Below are 17,769 nucleotides of genomic sequence, written 5' to 3' on the forward strand. Positions count from 1 at the left end.
AAGAGTCCAATGTCTCCTGAAACGAGTATCGCAGCTGCGAATTCCGCCGGGACGCCAGCCAAAACGCCCGGGCTGATCACAGCCCGAGGCGTTTGACGTCTACAACGTCCCAACCTGACGGCTACGTCTGGCATCAAAGGCGACGATCAGCCAGCAACGGAACGCCTCCGCGACAACCGCTCCACGTAGCCACTGGCCCCCGTCCCCGGTCGCCGCCCCGGGAGCCTCCCAGGGGCGGTCGGAGTTCCCTGACCTGTCCCCGTCCCCGTACCTGTCTCTGTCCCCGTCCCCGTCCCTGTCGTGGACACCGTCGCCGTCCCTGTCCGGGACGTCGCCCCCGTCCCTGACGACGGCCCCGTCGCCGCGGGCGTGCGGATGTGCGTCACGTTGCGGAGGAACAGCGCGCTGAGCGGGTCGATCGCCCCGGGGGTCGCCGTGCTGGCCGACGGGGGCGCCGTGCTGCTCGACGGGGCCGGCGTGGTGTCGGGACGTCGGCAGGTGACGGTGAAGGTGACGCCAGCGACCGGCGCGTCGGGGCGCACCTCGGCGGGTATCCGGATCAGCGGCACCGCGCTCGCGTCGCCCTCGCCGAGCAGCGCCGCGGCGGCCGTCCGGTCGAACGCGAAGCGCACGCCCGCCGACCGGACGTCGATCCGGTGGGCGATGGCCGCCAGCGACTTGAAGCCGATGCCCCGGTAGCCGATCGAGTCGCCGCCGCGCGTCTTGGTGGAGTTGGCGCTGCGGCACAGCGCCTCGACGTCCGCCGCGTCCAGCGGCCGTCCGTCGTTGCCCCAGCGGAACCGGCCGTCCCCCAGGTCCTCGACGAGCACGGAGCGGGCGCCGGCATCGTCGGAGTTCTGGAGCAGTTCGTAGGGCACCCGGTCCCGGTAGGTGTCGGCGAGCAACTCTTCCATCCGGGCGATCTCGCGGAAGAGTCCGGGCGCCTGCCGGTGTTCGCGTACGAGGGTGTCGCGCAGCGCGGCGACGGCCGTCGGCAGGGCGGTCACAGGTCCTCCGCGTCCAGGACGCGGACCACCACGCGGGTGGGTCTGCCGGACAGGTCGTCCAGGTGGAACGGGAGTTGGACGACCCAGCGCGGCTGACGCGACGGCACCGTGCCGCCTTCGGCCACCGGGACCCGCCCGTACAGCGGGGTCTCGCGCTTGTCGAGCAGGAAGTCGCTGTCGTCCAGCACCTCGACGGCGAGCGCGGGCAGCGGGACCTCGAAGGGGCACTCGTCCTCGACGTCGCTCTCGTCCTCGGGGGCCTCGCCCCGCCAGGACTCCATGGCGACGAGGTCGGTGAGCAGTTCCCTGGCCGTTCCGAACTCGGCGAACCCGCCGACGCGTACCTGGAGGGTCGCCTCGTCCTTGGCGCCGACGATCGTGGCGTCGCAGGTGGTGGGCTTGAGCCGTGCGGACTCGTGGACCGTCTCGTCCACCAGCTCGACGGGCAGCGGCTTGTTCCTGGGCCCGGGCCAGGTCAGGTCGAGGTCGGTCTCGCTGACGTCGAAGGACGTCACCTGGAGCGCGATCTGCTCGGGCCTGACGCGCTGGGAGGTCTCCCAGGTGCTGCTGGTCCGGGAGAACCGCACCGGCCGCTTGCTGGCCTTCTTGACCGTCTCCAGCAGGGCGTACGTGTAGCTGACCGCGTCGGGCCGTTCCACCGGGCTCAGCCCGAGCAGCAGCGTGGGCGGGTAGTCGTCGTCCTCGTCCGCCGAGAAGCGGTCGGTCCAGTCCTCCCGCAGGAAGCGGGCCGTGCCCGACACGACGATCTCCTGGAAGTGCGTGCCGTCGAAGCTCTCCGTCACGAGCCGCGCCCGTACGTCCTCGACCTGCCATCCGACCAGCGACAACGCCAGTTCGTCGACCTGTACGCCGAGTTCCTCGATCTTCTTCCCCATCGACGCCCCGCCCCTCCCGTTCGCCCGCTTCAGGCCAGCCCGGACGTGGCTGACGTGCAGACGATAGCTCCCGACCTTCACACCTCCTCCACGACCCCTGACAGGGTCACCACCCGGTCAGGGCGGTGGCCTCCGGCGCCGGTGCGCGACGCCGGCGTGCGGCGGCGGCGTGCGGCGGCGGCGTGCGGTGGTGGGGCGAGCCGGGCCGGGTGGCGGCGGCGGGCCGCTCGGCGCGGCCAAGTGGCTGGTTGTCCCCTTGCCCGGGGACGAGGTGATCGGTCCGCTAGGCGGGCTTATTCGACACCTGTCAACATAGGGGCGCGCCGATGGGGTGTGAGGCGGAGGTCTCCGCGCCGCGGCGACGGTCAACGCTCGGCGGGGCCCCGCGGCCTCCCCGATCCGTCGTCACGCCCTCAGGTGCGTACGGAGCGTAAAAGTGTCGTCACGTACGGATCGTCGGGCCCCGTCCACCAGGCAGGGGCCGCTGCCGCGTTCGAGGAGAGCCATGTCGACCACCACGGCCGCGTACGTCCAGGAGTGCGGCGGCGGGAACCCTCCGTCCCCCGCGGGCCAGCCAGCCCCCGGCTGCCGCACGGCGCCGCCCCCGCCGCACGTCGCGGCGGCCCTGCGGCGGGTGCACGGGGAGGTGGTGGACCGGTTCCACGGGCGCGGCTCACCGATCCCCGCGGCCCTCGCCGGTGCCACGGTGCTCGACCTGGGGTGCGGGAGCGGGCGCGACGCCTACGTGCTGGCCCAACTCACCGGTCCCACCGGGCGGGTCATCGGGGTGGACGTGGCGGAGGACCAACTGGAGGTGGCCCGCCGGCACCTGGGCCACCACGCCGGGCGGTTCGGCTACGCCAACGTCGACTTCCGCAACGGCTACCTGGAGGACCTCAGCACGGCGGGCATCGCGGACGGCTCCGTGGACGTGGTGGTCGCCAACCGCGTGGTCAACCTCTCCCCGTGCAAGCCGCGCATGTTCGAGGAGATCTTCCGCGTGCTGCGGCCCGGCGGCGAGTTGCACTTCTGCGAGATCTTCGCCGACCGGCGCATCCCCGCGTCGCTCATGGAGGACCCGGAACTGCTCGGCGAGTGCCTCAGCGGCGCGCTGTACGAGCGGGACTTCCGCCGCCTCATGGCCCGTTCGGGCTGCGCCGACGTGCGGGTGATCGACCGCTGCCCGGCGCCCGTCTCGCACCCGGAGATCGCGCGCAAGATCGGGTACGTGAACTTCTCCGCGCTCACGGTGCGGGCGTTCAAGCTGCCCCTGGAGGACGGCTGCGAGGACTACGGCCAGACGGCCGTCTACCGCGGCACGCTGGAGGGGCACCCGCACGCCTTCGACCTCGACGACCGGCACCGGTTCGCCACGGGCCGGCCGACCCCGGTGTGCGGCAACACCGCCGACATGCTCGGCCGGACCCGCTTCGCCGCGCACTTCGACGTCACAGGCGACAAGACGGTGCACCGCGGCGCGTTCGCCCCCTGTCCGTCCACCGTCCCCGATCCCGGCGGCGCACCGGGCGCCGGAGGCGGCGAGCCCGAAGGGGCGGGCGGGGCGGGCGGAACCGACGGTGCGGGCGGAACCGAGGAGGCGGAGGCGCCTCGCTGACGCCCGGGTCCGCGCGGGCAGCCGGCCCGGCCCCGGGGCGACCGTCCCCGGCGGCCGGGCCAGGCGCGGCCGGGGCGCACCGCATCGGCATCCGGTCGCGTCGGCGTACGGTCGCGTCGGCGTACGGTCGCGTCGACGTCCGGTCGCGTCGGCGGCCAGCCACGTCGACGTCCGGTCGCGTCAGCGTTCGGCCACCGTGACCCGCGCCGTGGGGGCGAACTTCGCCCGCCAGGCGAGGGAGACGTACACCAGGCCGATCAGGACGGGCACCTCGATCAGCGGGCCGACGACGCCGGACAGGGCCTGGCCCGAGGTGACGCCGAAGGTCGCGATGGCGACGGCGATGGCGAGTTCGAAGTTGTTGCCGGCGGCGGTGAACGCCAGCGTCACGGTCCGGTCGTACGCCAGCCCGATCGCCTTGCCGAGCAGGAAGCTGCCGGCCCACATGAGCGCGAAGTACACCAGCAGCGGCACCGCGATCCGGGCCACGTCCAGCGGCTGGGAAGTGATCGTCTTCCCCTGGAGGGCGAAGAGGATCACGATCGTGAACAGCAGCCCGTACAGCGCCCACGGCCCGATCGCGGGCAGTACGCGGGACTCGTACGACTCGCGCCCCATCCGCCGCTCGCCCAGGTGGCGGGTGAGGAAGCCGGCGAGCAGCGGGACGCCGAGGAAGACCAGCACGTTCAGGGCGATCTTCCACAGGGAGATGTCGAGGTGCTCGCCGTCGCCCAGGCCGAGCCAGCCCGGCAGCAGGTCCAGGTAGAGCCAGCCCAGCAGGCCGAAGGCGATGACCTGGAAGACGGAGTTCAGGGCGACCAGCACGGCGGCGGCCTCCCGGTCGCCGCAGGCCAGGTCGTTCCAGATGATGACCATGGCGATGCAGCGGGCGAGGCCGACGATGATCAGGCCGGTCCGGTACTCGGGCAGGTCGGGCAGGAAGATCCAGGCCAGCGCGAACATGACCGCGGGCCCCACGAGCCAGTTGATCACCAGCGAGGAGGCCATCAGCCGCCGGTCGCCGGTGACCGCGTCCAGCTTGTCGTAGCGGACCTTGGCCAGGACCGGGTACATCATGACCAACAGGCCCACGGCGATCGGCAGTGAGACGCCGCCGATCTCGACCTTGGCGAGCGCGTCGTCCAACCCCGGGATCGCCCGCCCGAGCCCCAGCCCGAGGGCCATGGCCAGCACGATCCACACCGCCAGGAAGCGGTCGAGAGTGGAGAGCCTGGCGACGACCGAGGTCTCCTGACCGGCTGGCGGGGCGACGTCGACGGGTTCGGCGCGGTTCACGGGCAGGCTCGCTTGTTGTCGGCGGCGGTACGGGCGGATTCGGCCAGCTCGGCGAACTGACCCGCGAGCTGGGTGAGGCACTCGGGGCGCAGCCGGTAGTAGGTGAACCGGCCACACGGCTCGGTGTCCACCACCCCCGCCTCGCGCAGCACGCGCAGGTGGTTGGAGAGGTTCGTCTGCCGCGCCCCGGTCTCCGCCACCAGGTGCGTCGTGCACAGCGTCTCGCGGGCCAGGAGGGTCACGATCCGCAGCCTGAGCGGATCGGCCAGCACCCGCATCAGATCAGTGTCGACTGACGTCATCATGGGCTGATACTTTCACATCAGTGGCCGCTGATGCCATCGCCGTCGTTGACTCCTCGCGGCAGCGGGACACCGAGGCCGCCGGGCGCCGTCGTCCACCACGCCCACGACACACCCACGACACCCACGCCCCCACAACACCCACGACATCCGCCACGCCCGTCGTCGCTCGCGTGCCGTCGCGAGTCCAGAAAGAGAGCGCCATGCCCGTCAAGCCCTCCGTCCTGTTCGTCTGCGTGCACAACGCCGGCCGGTCGCAGATGGCCGCCGCCTGGCTGACCCACCTGGCCGGAGACCGGGTGGAGGTCCGCTCGGCCGGCTCGCGCCCCGGCGCGGCCGTGCACCCCGCCGCCGTCGAGGCCATGCGCGAGGTGGGCGTCGACATCTCCGCCGAAACCCCGAAGGTGCTGACCGTGGACGCGGTCCGAGCCTCCGACGTCTGCGTCACGATGGGCTGCGGCGACGCCTGCCCGGTCTTCCCCGGCAAGCGCTACCTGGACTGGACGCTGGACGACCCGGCCGGCCAGGGCATCGAGGCCGTCCGCCCGATCCGGGACGCGATCAGGGTCCTGGTCGAGGACCTGATAGCGGAGATCGCCCCTGGGCCGGCCCAGGGGCGGGGTTAACCGGGGCGGCCACGCGGGGCCCCGGTCACCCGCCGGCTCGCCGCGTCGTCGGCGTCGTCACCAAGGTGGTCGTCGGCCCTCCCGTGCGGCGCTGGTCACCAGGCTGGTGACGATCCGTCCTGGGCTCCAACCCGCCCCGGGCGGCCCGGATTCCCCCGGCGGCGGCCCGCGCACCCGCCACCGCGTCGGGCGATGCGTACGGGGGTGCTTACGGGGGTGCTTACGACGACGCGCCGAGCGGTGCGTCCGTACGGCGGGCCGCGAGCGACCCTCGCCCCGGGCGCCGCAGCGGCCAGCGGACCCTCGCCCGGCGCCGCAGCGGCCAGCGAGCCCACACCCCCGCCCCTACCCCCCATCCAACGCCCGCCCCTGTCCTGGGCGTTCGGACCCCTAACCGTCGCCCGGGTCCGCGGTGATCTGGTCTGATGACGTCGTGGCAGCCGCGTACCGGCCGCTGCCACGAGGGGTTTTCCGGTGACCACCACGTGGGAGGACTTCATGCAGGTTGGGCAGCCGAGTCTCACCGCTCGGGGTGCCGCCGCGTTGCGGGCGGCGCATCAGGAGTTGGACGGCGGGGTCGTCTTCGCCGATCCGTTCGCGGTGGCGATCCTGGGGGACTACGCCGACGACCCGCTGTGTGCCGTGGCCTTCGAGCCCGGGCGCGAGCCGCTGCGGGTGAGCGTGGCCGCGCGCTCGCGCTGTGCCGAGGACGCGTTGGCCGACGCGGTGCGCGAGCGGGCCGTGCGGCAGGTCGTCGTGCTCGGGGCCGGGCTCGACACGTTCGGGTACCGCAATCCGCACGCGGCCTCCGGCGTGCGGGTCTTCGAGGTCGACCACCCGGCCACGCACGAGTGGAAGCGCCGGCAACTGCTGGAGGCTGGGATCGCGGTGCCCGACGCGCTGACGTTCGCCCCGATCGACTTCGAGGAGTCCAACCTCGCCGAGGGGCTTACGGCGGCCGGGTTCGACGCCGGGCGGCCGGCGTTCTTCATGTGCCTGGGCGTCGTGCCGTACCTGACGGCCGAGGCGGTCGCCGCCACGTTCGGCTTCATCGCGTCCCTGCCGGCCGGCACCGAGGTCGTCTTCGACTACGGCGAGCCCGCGAGCGCCCTCTCCCCCGAGCAGCGCGCCCTGCACGAGCGGCGGGCGGAGTGGGCCGCGCAGCAGGGCGAGCCCTTCCACAGCTCCTTCGTCCCCGCCGAACTCGCCGACCGCCTCCGCTCCTGGGGCTTCGCGCAGACGGCGGACGCGTCGTTCAGCGAGCTGGCCCGGCGGTACGCGCCGGACAGCGCGGCGGCCGATGCGCTGCGGGAGACGGGCGGCCACGTGATGCGGGCCTGGGTCTAGGACCGGGAGGGCGAGCGGGCGGGACGGCGGGCTGACGGGTCTGCGGGCCGGCGGGCGTTCCGTACGGCCGACCCGCCAACCCGCCGCCCCCAACTCGCCCCACCCGCCGCCCCCACCTGGCTCAAACCGACAGCCCGCCCAACCCGCCAGCCCTCCGATGAGAGCCGCCGGCCCGCCCCGAAGCGCCCACTCGCCAAGTCGCCAATCCGCCAAACCGCGGCAGCGGGTTGGCGTGTGGTGCGGGGCGGCGGGCGAGTGGGCAGGATCGGAAGCGGGCCGGGCGCGGCGGGCGCCGTACCGAGGGAACGGGGGCCGGGGCATGCGATCGGTACGGGCCGTGGTCGTCGCGGCGGTGGCGGCGTGCGCGCTGGCGCTCGGCGCCTGCGCGGTCGGCGGTGAGGACCGGGCCGGCGCCCCGTCGGCCACCCCGGGCCAGCGGTCCCCCGGCGACGCCCCGCAACCGCCACCGGGTCCCGACCGGGCGTCGCCCGACGGCGCCAAGCCCGGGCGCGACGGGGCGGGCCGCGACGGCGACGGGCGGGACGAGGACGGACGAGGCGGGGACGGCGGGGACGGCGGGGGCGGCGACTCCCGTGGGGGCGCGTTCGCGCGGCCCCCGGCCGACGACCTGTGGCAGCCCGACCGGATGGCCCGGGCGCGGCAGCCCCCGCACGCGACCGCCGGCGGCGCCCGGGGCGGCACCGACCGGATACCGGAGCCGGTGCCGGCGCGCCAGGTGCCGCGCCCGTACCACCGGAACATGGCGCCGGTCGGCAAGGTCTTCTTCGACCGGCCGGAGGGGCCCACGGTCTGCTCGGGCACCGTGGTGCGCGACCCGGCGCACCCGGGCGCCTCCAACCTGGTGTGGACCGCCGGCCACTGCGTGCACGGCGGGGCGCGGGGGACCTGGATGCGCAACATCGTGTTCGTGCCCGCGTACAACGACCGGGGCCACCCCGCCGAGCGGCTGGCCGACGCGCCGCCGGCGGAGGTCAGCCCGTACGGCGTGTGGTGGGCCGACTGGTCGCAGACCTCGGACGGGTGGCTGCGGTACGGCGGCACGGGGGACGAGCGAGGTTCGGCGTACGACTTCGCCGTGTTGCACGTGCGGCCCAAACGGGGCGGGGCCTCGCTGGAGGAGACGGTGGGCGCGGCGATCCCGATCTGGTTCGGGGCGCCGCCCGCCGGGCGGATCAGCGGGGTCAGCGCGTACGGCTACCCGGCGGCGCCACCGTACGACGGGGCGCGGATGTTCCGCTGCGTCGGCCCGCCCGGGCGCCTGGCCGCCGCGGGTGGCGCGCCCGCCCTGTACCGCGTCGGCTGCACGATGACCGGTGGGGCCTCCGGCGGCGGCTGGTTCGTGAGCCGGGACGGGGTCACCATGCTCGTCTCCAACAGCGCGATAGGTTCCACCGCGCACACCTGGCTCGCCGGCCCGCACCTCGGCGGCGCGGCGCGGGAGGTCTTCGACGCGGTCAGCCAGCGGTTCGCCGAGCGCTGAACCGGGCTCACGGGCCGCGCTGGCTCCCCGGTCGGCCCGGCGTACGCGGGGGCGTGGCCCGTACGCCGGGCGTGCGCCAGCGGGCCGGGGTCGGCCCGATGATCTCCCCTGCCGGGAACGGCCCGTGCGGGGCGTTGCGGCCCCCATAGAATTGCCGAATGACTCCCCCTCCCCTCGATCACGACCTCGGCGACGTCCCCGCGGCGTCCGAGGCCCTCGACGCGACCGACGCCCCCGGGGCGGCCGGCCCGTCCGGCGGCCCCGGCGGCCCCGCGAGTGCCGCCGCCGCGCCGGCCGCGGGGCAGGCGGACGCGGATCGCACCACAGCCGGGACCGCGGGCGCGGGGGGCGGCGGGGACGAGTCGGCGGCGGTCCGCACGCTGCGCCGGGTCTTCGGTTACGACGCCTTCCGCGGCCCACAGGAGGAGATCATCGAGCACGTCGTCGGCGGCGGCGACGCGCTCGTGCTGATGCCGACCGGTGGCGGCAAGTCGCTGTGCTACCAGATCCCCGCGCTCGTGCGCGGCGGCGTCGGCGTCGTCATCTCGCCGCTGATCGCCCTCATGCAGGACCAGGTCGACGCGCTGCGCGCGCTCGGCGTGCGCGCCGGCTTCCTCAACTCCACGCAGGACTTCGAGGAGCGGCAGGTGGTCGAGGCGTCGTTCCTCGCCGGCGAGATCGACCTGCTCTACCTGGCCCCCGAGCGGCTGCGTACGGAGTCCACGCTGCGGCTGCTCGACCGTGGCCAGATCTCGCTGTTCGCGATCGACGAGGCGCACTGCGTCGCCCAGTGGGGCCACGACTTCCGGCCCGACTACCTGGCCCTGTCCGCCCTGCACGAGCGCTGGCCCACGGTGCCGCGCATCGCGCTCACCGCGACGGCCACCGAGGCCACCCACGAGGAGATCGCCGTACGGCTGAACCTCAAGGACGCCCGGCACTTCGTCGCCAGCTTCGACCGGCCCAACATCCAGTACCGCATCGCGCCGAAGAACGAGCCGAAGAAGCAGCTCCTCGCGCTGCTGCGGAGCGAGCACCCGGGCGACGCGGGCATCGTCTACTGCCTCTCGCGCGGCTCGGTCGAGAAGACCGCCGACTTCCTGGTGCGCAGCGGCATCGACGCGCTGCCGTACCACGCGGGGCTCGACTCCCGGGTGCGCGCCGCCAACCAGGCCAGGTTCCTGCGCGAGGACGGCGTGGTCATGGTCGCCACCATCGCGTTCGGGATGGGCATCGACAAGCCGGACGTGCGGTTCGTCGCCCACCTCGACCTGCCCAAGTCCGTCGAGGGCTACTACCAGGAGACCGGCCGCGCCGGGCGCGACGGGCTGCCGTCCACGGCCTGGCTCGCCTACGGGTACCAGGACGTGGTCCAGCAGCGGAAGATGATCGACGGCTCCGAGGGCGACGCCGCCCACCGGCGCCGGCTCGGCAGCCACCTGGACGCGATGCTCGCGCTGTGCGAGACGGTCGAGTGCCGCCGGGTGCACCTGCTGGCCTACTTCGGGCAGAAGTCCACGCCGTGCGGCAACTGCGACACCTGCCTGACCCCGCCCGACTCCTGGGACGGCACGGTCGCCGCGCAGAAGTTCCTGTCCACGATCGTGCGGTTGCAACGCGAGCGGCGCCAGAAGTTCGGCGTGGGGCAGATCGTGGACATCCTGCTCGGCAAGAAGACCGCCAAGGTGATCCAGCACGACCACGACGCGCTGTCGGTCTTCGGCATCGGCGCCGACCTGCGCGAGTCCGAATGGCGGGGCGTGGCACGGCAGTTGCTGGCCCAGCGGCTGCTGGCGGTCGAGGGTGAGTACGGCACGCTGGTGCTCACCGACACCAGCGGCGAGGTGCTGAGCGGCCAGCGCAAGGTGCCGCTGCGGCGCGACCCGGAGCCGGCCAAGCGCGCGCCCAGGGCCGAGGCCAAGGGCGGTGGCGGCGGCTCGCGGCGGGCGGCGGCGGTGGACCTGCCGGAGCCGTTGGTGCCGGTCTTCGAGCGGCTGCGAACCTGGCGGACGGCGATCGCGAAGGAACAGGGCGTCCCGGCGTACGTGATCTTCCAGAACGCGACGTTGCAGGAGATCGCCGCGAGCGCCCCGAGCACGCTCGGCGAGCTGGGCGCGATCTCCGGCGTCGGCGAGAACAAGCTGGCCAAGTACGGGCAGCCGATCCTCGACGTGCTGGCCGAGCTGCGTGCCGACGGCACCCTCCCGGCCGACGGCGGTGCTGGTGGCGGCGCTGACAGCGGCGCTGGTGACAGCACCGGTGGCGGCGCCGGGGCGGGGGCCGGGTCAGGCGCCGGGGCGCCGGCCCAGCCCGCGCGCGCGGCGGCTCCGCGCGGCGGCCAGGCGGCGGGCGCGCGGGCGAGCGGCCCGGCCACCGGCCCGAGCGGGAGTGGCGCCGGGCCCCGCGCGGCGGCGGCCACATCGCTCTACGACTGGCCGGACGAGGAGCCCGAGCCGGAGCCCCCGTTCTGGGACGAGGGCGCGTAACGGGCCCGAGCGCCCGGCGCGGGTCCGGTCCGGGGCCGGCCGGGGCGGTGTCCGACGCGACCCGGCCGGGCCCGGTGGGTGCCGCCCCTGTCGAGGGCGGCGGCCGGGCCCGGCCGGGTCGTGGTGCGCGGGCCGGCGGCCGGGGGCGCGTGGCGCGCCCGGGGCCGCGGGGTGCGTCAGGCCAGCAGTTCGGCCTGGAGCGTGATGTTCTTGACGCCGGCCAGCGCCTGGCTGACCGGGCAGTTGGCCTTGGCGTCCGCCGCCGCGGCCTGGAAGTCCTCCTCGGACAGGCCGGGCACGCGGGCCTTGACGGTCAGCACGATGCCCGTGATGCCCTCGCCCGGCTGGAAGGTGACGTCGGCCCGGGTGTCCACCGACTCGACGGTGAAGCCCTTGCCGGCGAGGCCGTGCGAGAAGGCCATCGAGTAGCAGGAGGAGTGCGCCGCCGCGATCAGTTCCTCGGGGCTGGTGCGGCCGGCCGGCTCCTCCGCGCGGGAGGGCCAGCTCACGTCGTACGTGCCGAGCTTGGAGGAGTCCAGGGCGACGGTGCCCTTGCCCTCCAGCAGGTTGCCTTCCCAGTGCGTCTGGGCGGTGCGCGTCGTTGCCATGCGGGTGCTCCCGGGTTCTCAGCGTAAAAGCGGTGTGCGCTGCTCAGCTTAGGGGCGCGACGGTGTCGGGCGGGGTTGCTCCGGCCGGCGATCGGGCAACGCCTGGCGTACGGCGTTCCCGCGCCCGGGTGACGCGCGCGTGACGGGGCGGGGGCCGGGCCGGTGGGCGCGTGGCCCGGAGGGGGCGGGTTCGGGGCCCGGTTGACCCTCACCTCGCGTCAGGCTCCAGGCTTTTCCCGAACGGGAGGTCACCACCATGAGCTATTCAGTCGGGCAGGTCGCCGGCTTCGCGGGGGTCACGGTGCGCACCCTGCACCACTACGACAAGGCGGGGCTGCTGACGCCGAGCGAGCGCAGTCCGGCCGGCTACCGGCTCTACGGCGACGCCGACCTGGCCCGCCTCCAACAGATCCTCTTCTACCGCGAACTCGGCTTCCCCCTCGACGAGATCGCCGCCATACTGCGCGACCCGCAGGCCAACGCGCTGGACGCGCTCCGCACCCGGCACCGCGAACTCACCGCGCAGATCGCCGCGTTGCGGCGGCTGGTCGAGGTCGCCGAGCGGGCCATGGAGGTGCGGCGCACGGGCGTCCAGCTCTCCCCGCGCGAGCGCTTCGAGGTGTTCGGGGAGGTGGCGTTCGACCTGAGTTACGCCACCGAGGCGCACCTGAAGTGGGGCGCGAGCGAGGGATACCAGCAGGCGATGGCCCGCGCCGCCGAGCACACCAAGGAGGACTGGCGGCAACTGATGGCGGAGGCGGCCGAGTGGCGGAAGCGGCTGCTCGACGCGTTCGACCAGGGCGTGGCGCCCGACGGGGAACTGGCGCTGGAGCTGGCCGAGGAGCACCGCCAGCACATCGCGCGGTGGTTCGCGCCGTGCCCGCCCGAGATGCACTGCCGCATCGCCGACGACTACCTGGCCGACGCCCGCGCGTTCGCGCTGGTCGTGCCGCCGGCCGAGCAGCGGCCCGGGCTCGCCGAGTTCCTGCACGCGGCGGTGCGGGCGGGCGCCGGGCGCCGGCGGGGGTGACGCGGCGATGAGGATCCTGATCATGGCCGCCGGCTCGCGCGGCGACGTCGTCCCGTACACCGGCGTCGGCGCCAGGCTGCGCGCGGCCGGTCACGAGGTCACGCTCGCCACGCACGAGCCGTACGCGCGCGCGGCGGCCGACGCCGGCCTGGCCTTCCGCCCGCTGCCGGCCGACCCGCGCGGCGGGGACGCACGCGAGGGCACGGGCGGGGCTGGGGGCACGGGCGGAGGCGAGGGCGTGAGCGGCGGTGGGGGCTCGGCGCCACGGGGGCGGCGGGCGCTGTTGCGGACCGCGTCCGCCTTCGTCGGGCGGCTCGGGCAGGGCATGGCCGACGCCGCGGAGCCCGGCACCGACCTGCTGCTCCTGTCCACCACCACCGCCCCGCTCGGCTGGCACATCGCCGAGGCGCTGGAGGCGCCGAGCCTGGGCCTGTACCTCCAGCCGACCGCGCCCACCGGGGACTTCCCACCGGTCGTCGGCGGCACCCGGTCGCTGGGCCGGTGGGGCAACCGCGCCACGGGGCGGCTCGCGCTGCGCGTCGTGGACCGCGTCCACGCGGACGCCGCCCGCGACCTGCGGCGCCGGCTCGGGCTGCCGGCGGCCGAGGCGCGCGCGGTGCGCGGGGCCCGGGAGGCGGCCCGGTGGCCCGTGCTGCACGGGTTCAGCCAGGCGCTGGTGCCCCGGCCACGGGACTGGCGGACGGGGCTTGAGGTCACCGGCAACTGGTGGCCGCACCTGCCCGCCGACGCCGCGCTCCCCGCCGAACTCGCGGACTTCCTCGCGGCCGGCCCGCCGCCGGTGTTCGTCGGCTTCGGCAGCATGGGCGGCGGCGCCGGCGAGCGGCTGAGCGAGCTGGCCGCGCGGGCGCTGCGCGACGCCGGCGTGCGGGGCGTGGTGCAGGCGGGCTGGGCGGGCCTGGCCGCGCACGGCGACGACGTGCTGACCGTCGGGGAGGTGCCGCACACGCTGCTCTTCCCGCACGTGGCGGCCGTGGTCCAGCACGCGGGGGCCGGCACCGCCGCGGCGGCGGCCCGCGCCGGCGTGCCGACGGTGCCGGTGCCGGTCCTGGCCGACCAGCCGTTCTGGGCCCGACGCCTGACGGCCAGCGGCGCGGCCACGCCCGCGATCCCGTTCGCGGAGCTGACGGCGGAGCGCCTCGCGGCGGCGATCACGACGGCCGTACGGGAACCGGCGCTGCGCTCCGGCGCGGAGCGGCTCGCGCGCGCGATGGCCACGGAGGACGGGGCGGGGGCGGTGCTCCGCGCGGTGGGCGCGCTCGCGGCGGCGGGCGGGTAGCGGGCGGGGCACGGAGGGGCGGGCCCCGGCCGGGTGGCGCGCCCCGGCCGGGTGGCGCGCCCTTCTCCCCGTCGGCCGCCCGCTGAAGAATGTGTCGCCGAGGGCGCGGGGCGGGCCGCCTCCGGCGACCGCCGCCGCGCGGCGGCGAGCGCGCCAGCGGCTCGCCCAGGTCCCCGGAACCAAGGAGCAGCGGCCATGTCCGTGCCGGAGGAGAACACCACCGTCGTGATCGTGGGCGCGGGCGTCGCCGGCCTCACGCTCGGCACCTTCCTGCTGCGCGGCGGCGTCGACTGCGTCGTACTGGAGCGGCGCGACCGCGCGTACGTCGAGCGGCGGCAGCGCGCCGGGGTCGTCGACTCGCGAGCCGTGCGCATGTTCCGCGCGTGGGGCCTGGCCGACCGGGTCGTCGGCGGCGTCCCCCTGGAACCGGTGCTGCACTTCCGCGTCGACGGCGAGCCACGGCCCTTCCGGTACGCGACCGACGGCCACGCCGACGGCCGCCTGTGCCCCCAGCAGGTGCTCGTACGCAACCTCATCGACGTGTTCGTCAGCGACGGCGGCGCCCTGCGCTTCGAGGCCGAGGGCGTGGAGCTGGCGGACATCGCCGGCCCCCGGCCGCGCGTGCGCTACCGGAACGGCGCGGGCGTGACCCGCACCATCGGCTGTGACGTCGTCGCCGGCTGCGACGGCGAGCACGGCGTCAGCCGGACCAGCGTCCCCGCCGGGGCGCTGACCAGCTACTCCCGGGACTTTGGATACGCCTGGCTGTCCGTACTGGCCGATGCCCCCGCCAGCCGTCAGACCACGATGGCGATCCACGACCGGGGCTTCGCCAGCCAGTTCCCGCGCGGCCCGGGGGCGAGCCGCTGCTACCTCCAGTGCCCGCTGGACACCGTCGTCGAGGAGTGGCCGGACGATCGGGTCTGGGGGGAGATCGAGGCGCGCTTCGGGGAGCCGGTCGCCGCGCGAGGGCCGATCACCAGCAAGACGTTGGTGCCGCTGCGGAGCGTCGTCCACGAGCCGATGCGTCACGGCCGCCTGTTCCTGCTCGGCGACGCCGCGCACATCGTGCCGCCCACGGGCGGCAAGGGCATGAACCTGGCCCTGCACGACGCAGGCGTCCTCGCCACGGCCCTCCTGGCGTGGCTCACGGAGCGGGACGCGAGCCTCCTTGAGGCGTACTCCGCGACCTGCCTGAGGCACGTGTGGAACTACCAGGCGTACACCGCGTGGGTCACCGACCTCGTGCACGACGCCGGGGACGCCTCCTACCGGGGCGCGTTCCGGCGCCGCCTGGCGCGCGCCGAGTTCGAACGCCTCTTCGAATCGGAGACCGCCGGCCGACTCTTCGGCGAGTTCCTCACCGGTCTGAACTGAGACCGCCCGCTCGCCCTACGCCGTCCACCGCCCCGGCCCGCGTGCGGCCGGGGCTCGGGCGGGGCCCCTACTCCATGTTGTCGGGGCAGGGCGTGCCGCGCGGGAACTGGTAGGGCGCGCCGATCCGGTACGTCCCGGCGTGCGGCGCGTGCAGCACCGTCCACTCGTCCTCCGGCTGCCCGTCCTTGGCCTCCACGACGCGCTTGGTCAGGCAGCCGTTGAGGTTGACCGGCGCGCCGCCGTCGACGTCGGACCTGGGCGCCTTGATGCGGTCGCCCTTGCGGTCCACGAGGCCGAGCCAGGGCGAGTACGGGACGCGGATGAGGACCGGGCCCGGCTCCTTGACGGTGAGGGTGAGCTGGTCGGGCTCCGCGCTCACCAGCTTGCCGGGCGGCTCGGCGACCGGCGTCGGGTCCTCGACCTTGAACAGCTTCCAGCTCGCGTTGGACCAGATCTCCTCCAGGTACGGCAGCCCGTCGAAGATCAGCTCCGCCTCCTTCTCACCGGCGGTGTCCACCTTGCCGGTGGGCAGGACGACGTAGTGCACGGCCCAGCGGTTCAGCCAGGCGCGGTAGCTGTGCGGGGTGAGCGTGTCGTCGTAGAAGATCGGGTTGCGCTCCAGGTCGGCCTGGCGGTTCCAGCCGCGGGCCAGGTTGACGTAGCGCAGCAGGGCCGAGGACTCGCGGTGGCTCTTGGCCGGCACGACCTCGACCCGGCCCTGCTCCTTGGCCTTGACCTGCTTGAGCTGGTCCAGCATGGGTGCCAGCTCGCGGGCCCAGGCGGCGGACGGGGTCGTGTTGACGATGTCGTCACCCGACTTCCAGCCCTGCCACACGGTGAGGGCCACCAGCGCGGTCACCAGCGCCGTCCACTGCCGGCCGGCGCGCAGCAGCTCCGCGCGGCGGGGCCGGGTGTACTCCGACAGCGCGGCGATCAGCACCACGCCGCCGAACAGCATGCCGAGCCGGGTGATGTTGCTGCCGATCTGCGAGGGGATCAGCCAGGTGAGGAGGACGGCGAGCGTGTACAGGCCGCCGACGAAGCGCACCGTGCGCCAGCTCTTCGGGCAGAACACGACGGCGCCGATGCCGGACAGCAGCGGCAGGATCGTCGACGGGAAGGTCATCGGCTGCTCGCCGGAGAACGGGAACAGCCACGAGGACAGGGCCACCACGATGGTGGGCGTGACCCCGAGCGCGTACGCCGCCCAGCGCCGCTTGGTCAGCCACAGGGCCGCCGCCACGATGCCCACGAACAGGCCGGCCACCGGGCTGCCCATGGTCGCCAGGCCCGCCAGCAGCGCGGCCAGCAGCCAGCGAAGGACCCGGTGCAGGGCCCGCGTGGAGCGCCACCGGGTCGGCCAGGCGAAGATCACGGCGAGCGCCGCGAGCCCGAACATCGTGCCGAGCCCGAACGTCACGCGCCCCGATATCGCGTTGCAGACCAGCGCGAACGCCGCGTACAGCGCGGGCACCATCGGCTTGCGCACCGCGCGGCTGCGCACCAGGAGCAGCGCCACGAGCCCCGCGGAGAGCGTGCCCGCTATCACCATCGTGGTGCGGACCCCGAGCACGGCCATCAGATAGGGCGAGATCACGCTGTACGAGACGGGGTGCATGCCCCCGTACCAGGCCAGGTTGTACGCCGAGCCGGGGTGCTGGAGGGCGAACTCGGCCCACGCGTCCTGCGCGGCCATGTCACCGCCGCTGTTGGCCACCACCAGCACCCACACCAGGTGCAGCAGGCCGGCGAAGATCAGCGCGGCGGGAACGGGATGCCAGAGCGCGAGGGCGATTCGGCGAAGCATGCCTGGCCGCTCCCGGGTGTCGACCGAGCCGCCCTCGCCCTCCCCCGACCGCCGCTGTGCGGGTACGCGTATCAGCCCCGTGGCGCTCGCGTCTTCCTGGTCCGTCCGCGCCGGATCAACGGTGGTCACTGCAGCTCTCCCCGTCTGCCCCGAGGGTCATCCCCCATCTTCAGCGCTCTTCGGGCTGGTCTGCCACCCGATGGTCTCGCGCTGGTCCGCGATGGGGCGCGTGCGATGACAGGCCCGGTCGGACCGTGGCGACGCTAGCACGACCGCACCCCCTGCTCTTTCCCGATCTGCGCGTGACCTCGGCATTCGCCAACTCTTCACCGTCCGGCTGTGCGTAAGGTCACCGCGCCCGGGCGCCCCCGCACGCGGGGCGGTCACGAGCCGCGCACGACGCGCGCACGGGACGCGCACCGGGCGGGCACGTTCCGGGCGTCGCGCGCCGGCGCGGGCCTACGACGCGTGGCCGTGCCCGGCGGGCGGCCCGGCCGGAGACGGCCACGCCGCCCGCCGGGGGCGGGCGGCGTGGCCGGGGCGCCGCGCGGCCTGGGTGCCGACCCCCACAGGT

14 protein-coding genes are annotated in these 17,769 nt (G+C 74.7%); 8 read left to right on the forward strand and 6 right to left on the reverse strand.

Annotated elements, in window-relative coordinates:
- Window positions 1–146: 146 nt before the first annotated feature.
- Both AC3CHW_RS12525 and AC3CHW_RS12530 read right to left on the reverse strand, forming a co-directional pair.
- Window positions 147–1,007 carry a sacsin N-terminal ATP-binding-like domain-containing protein gene (locus AC3CHW_RS12525; protein ID WP_488470499.1) on the reverse strand — a complete coding sequence of 287 codons (861 nt, stop codon included), beginning with the start codon at window positions 1,005–1,007 and terminating at the stop codon, window positions 147–149.
- Window positions 1,004–1,903, reverse strand: a complete 900-nt coding sequence (locus AC3CHW_RS12530) for a hypothetical protein (protein ID WP_488470500.1) — start codon at window positions 1,901–1,903, stop codon at window positions 1,004–1,006. The genes AC3CHW_RS12525 and AC3CHW_RS12530 overlap by 4 nt, the downstream gene beginning before the upstream one ends.
- A 505-nt stretch (window positions 1,904–2,408) precedes the next feature.
- Between AC3CHW_RS12530 and AC3CHW_RS12535 the strand changes: the two genes are divergently transcribed.
- On the forward strand, window positions 2,409–3,518 hold the full coding sequence (locus AC3CHW_RS12535) for a methyltransferase domain-containing protein (RefSeq protein ID WP_488470501.1): 1,110 nt from the start codon (window positions 2,409–2,411) through the stop codon (window positions 3,516–3,518).
- Between the two features lie 180 nt (window positions 3,519–3,698).
- Here AC3CHW_RS12535 and arsB read toward each other — a convergent pair whose 3' ends face one another.
- Together arsB and AC3CHW_RS12545 are read right to left on the reverse strand one after the other, a co-directional pair.
- Window positions 3,699–4,814 carry an ACR3 family arsenite efflux transporter gene (gene arsB / locus AC3CHW_RS12540; protein WP_488470502.1) on the reverse strand — a complete coding sequence of 372 codons (1,116 nt, stop codon included), beginning with the start codon at window positions 4,812–4,814 and terminating at the stop codon, window positions 3,699–3,701.
- Entirely contained in the window at window positions 4,811–5,119 is a 309-nt protein-coding gene (locus AC3CHW_RS12545; protein ID WP_176163624.1) for an ArsR/SmtB family transcription factor, read from the reverse strand. Before AC3CHW_RS12545 ends, arsB begins: the two co-directional genes overlap by 4 nt.
- Before the next feature lie 200 nt (window positions 5,120–5,319).
- Between AC3CHW_RS12545 and AC3CHW_RS12550 the strand changes: the two genes are divergently transcribed.
- From AC3CHW_RS12550 to recQ, 4 genes are all read left to right on the forward strand, one after another.
- The gene (locus AC3CHW_RS12550) at window positions 5,320–5,742 is read left to right on the forward strand and encodes an arsenate reductase ArsC (protein WP_398609737.1); all 423 of its coding nucleotides are present in this window, start codon (window positions 5,320–5,322) and stop codon (window positions 5,740–5,742) included.
- A 474-nt stretch (window positions 5,743–6,216) separates the two neighbouring features.
- Entirely contained in the window at window positions 6,217–7,089 is an 873-nt protein-coding gene (locus tag AC3CHW_RS12555) for a class I SAM-dependent methyltransferase (protein ID WP_488470503.1), read from the forward strand.
- A 319-nt stretch (window positions 7,090–7,408) separates the two neighbouring features.
- Window positions 7,409–8,590, forward strand: a complete 1,182-nt coding sequence (locus tag AC3CHW_RS12560; RefSeq protein WP_488470504.1) for a trypsin-like serine peptidase — start codon at window positions 7,409–7,411, stop codon at window positions 8,588–8,590.
- A gap of 158 nt (window positions 8,591–8,748) precedes the next feature.
- Window positions 8,749–11,076 (forward strand): DNA helicase RecQ, encoded by a 2,328-nt coding sequence (gene recQ, locus AC3CHW_RS12565; RefSeq protein WP_488470505.1) that lies wholly within the window; start codon window positions 8,749–8,751, stop codon window positions 11,074–11,076.
- 176 nt (window positions 11,077–11,252) lie between these two features.
- Here the strand turns inward: recQ and AC3CHW_RS12570 are convergent, their stop codons facing one another.
- The gene (locus AC3CHW_RS12570; protein ID WP_187060457.1) at window positions 11,253–11,684 is read right to left on the reverse strand and encodes an OsmC family protein; all 432 of its coding nucleotides are present in this window, start codon (window positions 11,682–11,684) and stop codon (window positions 11,253–11,255) included.
- Between the two features lie 256 nt (window positions 11,685–11,940).
- On the opposite strand from AC3CHW_RS12570, the gene AC3CHW_RS12575 reads away from it, so the two are divergent.
- The 3 genes from AC3CHW_RS12575 to AC3CHW_RS12585 all read left to right on the forward strand — a co-directional run bounded on the left by AC3CHW_RS12575 (window position 11,941) and on the right by AC3CHW_RS12585 (window position 15,388).
- Entirely contained in the window at window positions 11,941–12,714 is a 774-nt protein-coding gene (locus AC3CHW_RS12575; RefSeq protein WP_398609734.1) for a MerR family transcriptional regulator, read from the forward strand.
- Window positions 12,715–12,721: 7 nt separating this feature from the next.
- Window positions 12,722–14,011, forward strand: a complete 1,290-nt coding sequence (locus tag AC3CHW_RS12580) for a glycosyltransferase (protein ID WP_488470506.1) — start codon at window positions 12,722–12,724, stop codon at window positions 14,009–14,011.
- A gap of 195 nt (window positions 14,012–14,206) precedes the next feature.
- Window positions 14,207–15,388: a 4-hydroxybenzoate 3-monooxygenase gene (locus AC3CHW_RS12585; RefSeq protein ID WP_488470507.1), complete on the forward strand. Its 1,182-nt coding sequence runs from the start codon at window positions 14,207–14,209 to the stop codon at window positions 15,386–15,388.
- A gap of 67 nt (window positions 15,389–15,455) precedes the next feature.
- Here the strand turns inward: AC3CHW_RS12585 and AC3CHW_RS12590 are convergent, their stop codons facing one another.
- Window positions 15,456–17,324, reverse strand: coding sequence for an MFS transporter (locus AC3CHW_RS12590; RefSeq protein WP_488470508.1), 1,869 nt, complete (start codon window positions 17,322–17,324; stop codon window positions 15,456–15,458).
- Window positions 17,325–17,769: the final 445 nt, after the last annotated feature.

Source organism: Streptomyces sp. MGP-BFMKR1, from assembly GCF_057766585.1.

Coding starts and splice junctions, on each gene's coding strand:
- AC3CHW_RS12530 (WP_488470500.1), bottom strand. CDS start 1,903: ATGGGGAAGAAGATCGAGGAACTCGGCGTACAGGTCGACGAACTGGCG.
- AC3CHW_RS12535 (WP_488470501.1), top strand. CDS start 2,409: ATGTCGACCACCACGGCCGCGTACGTCCAGGAGTGCGGCGGCGGGAAC.
- AC3CHW_RS12545 (WP_176163624.1), bottom strand. CDS start 5,119: ATGATGACGTCAGTCGACACTGATCTGATGCGGGTGCTGGCCGATCCG.
- AC3CHW_RS12550 (WP_398609737.1), top strand. CDS start 5,320: ATGCCCGTCAAGCCCTCCGTCCTGTTCGTCTGCGTGCACAACGCCGGC.
- AC3CHW_RS12560 (WP_488470504.1), top strand. CDS start 7,409: ATGCGATCGGTACGGGCCGTGGTCGTCGCGGCGGTGGCGGCGTGCGCG.
- recQ (WP_488470505.1), top strand. CDS start 8,749: ATGACTCCCCCTCCCCTCGATCACGACCTCGGCGACGTCCCCGCGGCG.
- AC3CHW_RS12570 (WP_187060457.1), bottom strand. CDS start 11,684: ATGGCAACGACGCGCACCGCCCAGACGCACTGGGAAGGCAACCTGCTG.
- AC3CHW_RS12575 (WP_398609734.1), top strand. CDS start 11,941: ATGAGCTATTCAGTCGGGCAGGTCGCCGGCTTCGCGGGGGTCACGGTG.
- AC3CHW_RS12580 (WP_488470506.1), top strand. CDS start 12,722: ATGAGGATCCTGATCATGGCCGCCGGCTCGCGCGGCGACGTCGTCCCG.
- AC3CHW_RS12585 (WP_488470507.1), top strand. CDS start 14,207: ATGTCCGTGCCGGAGGAGAACACCACCGTCGTGATCGTGGGCGCGGGC.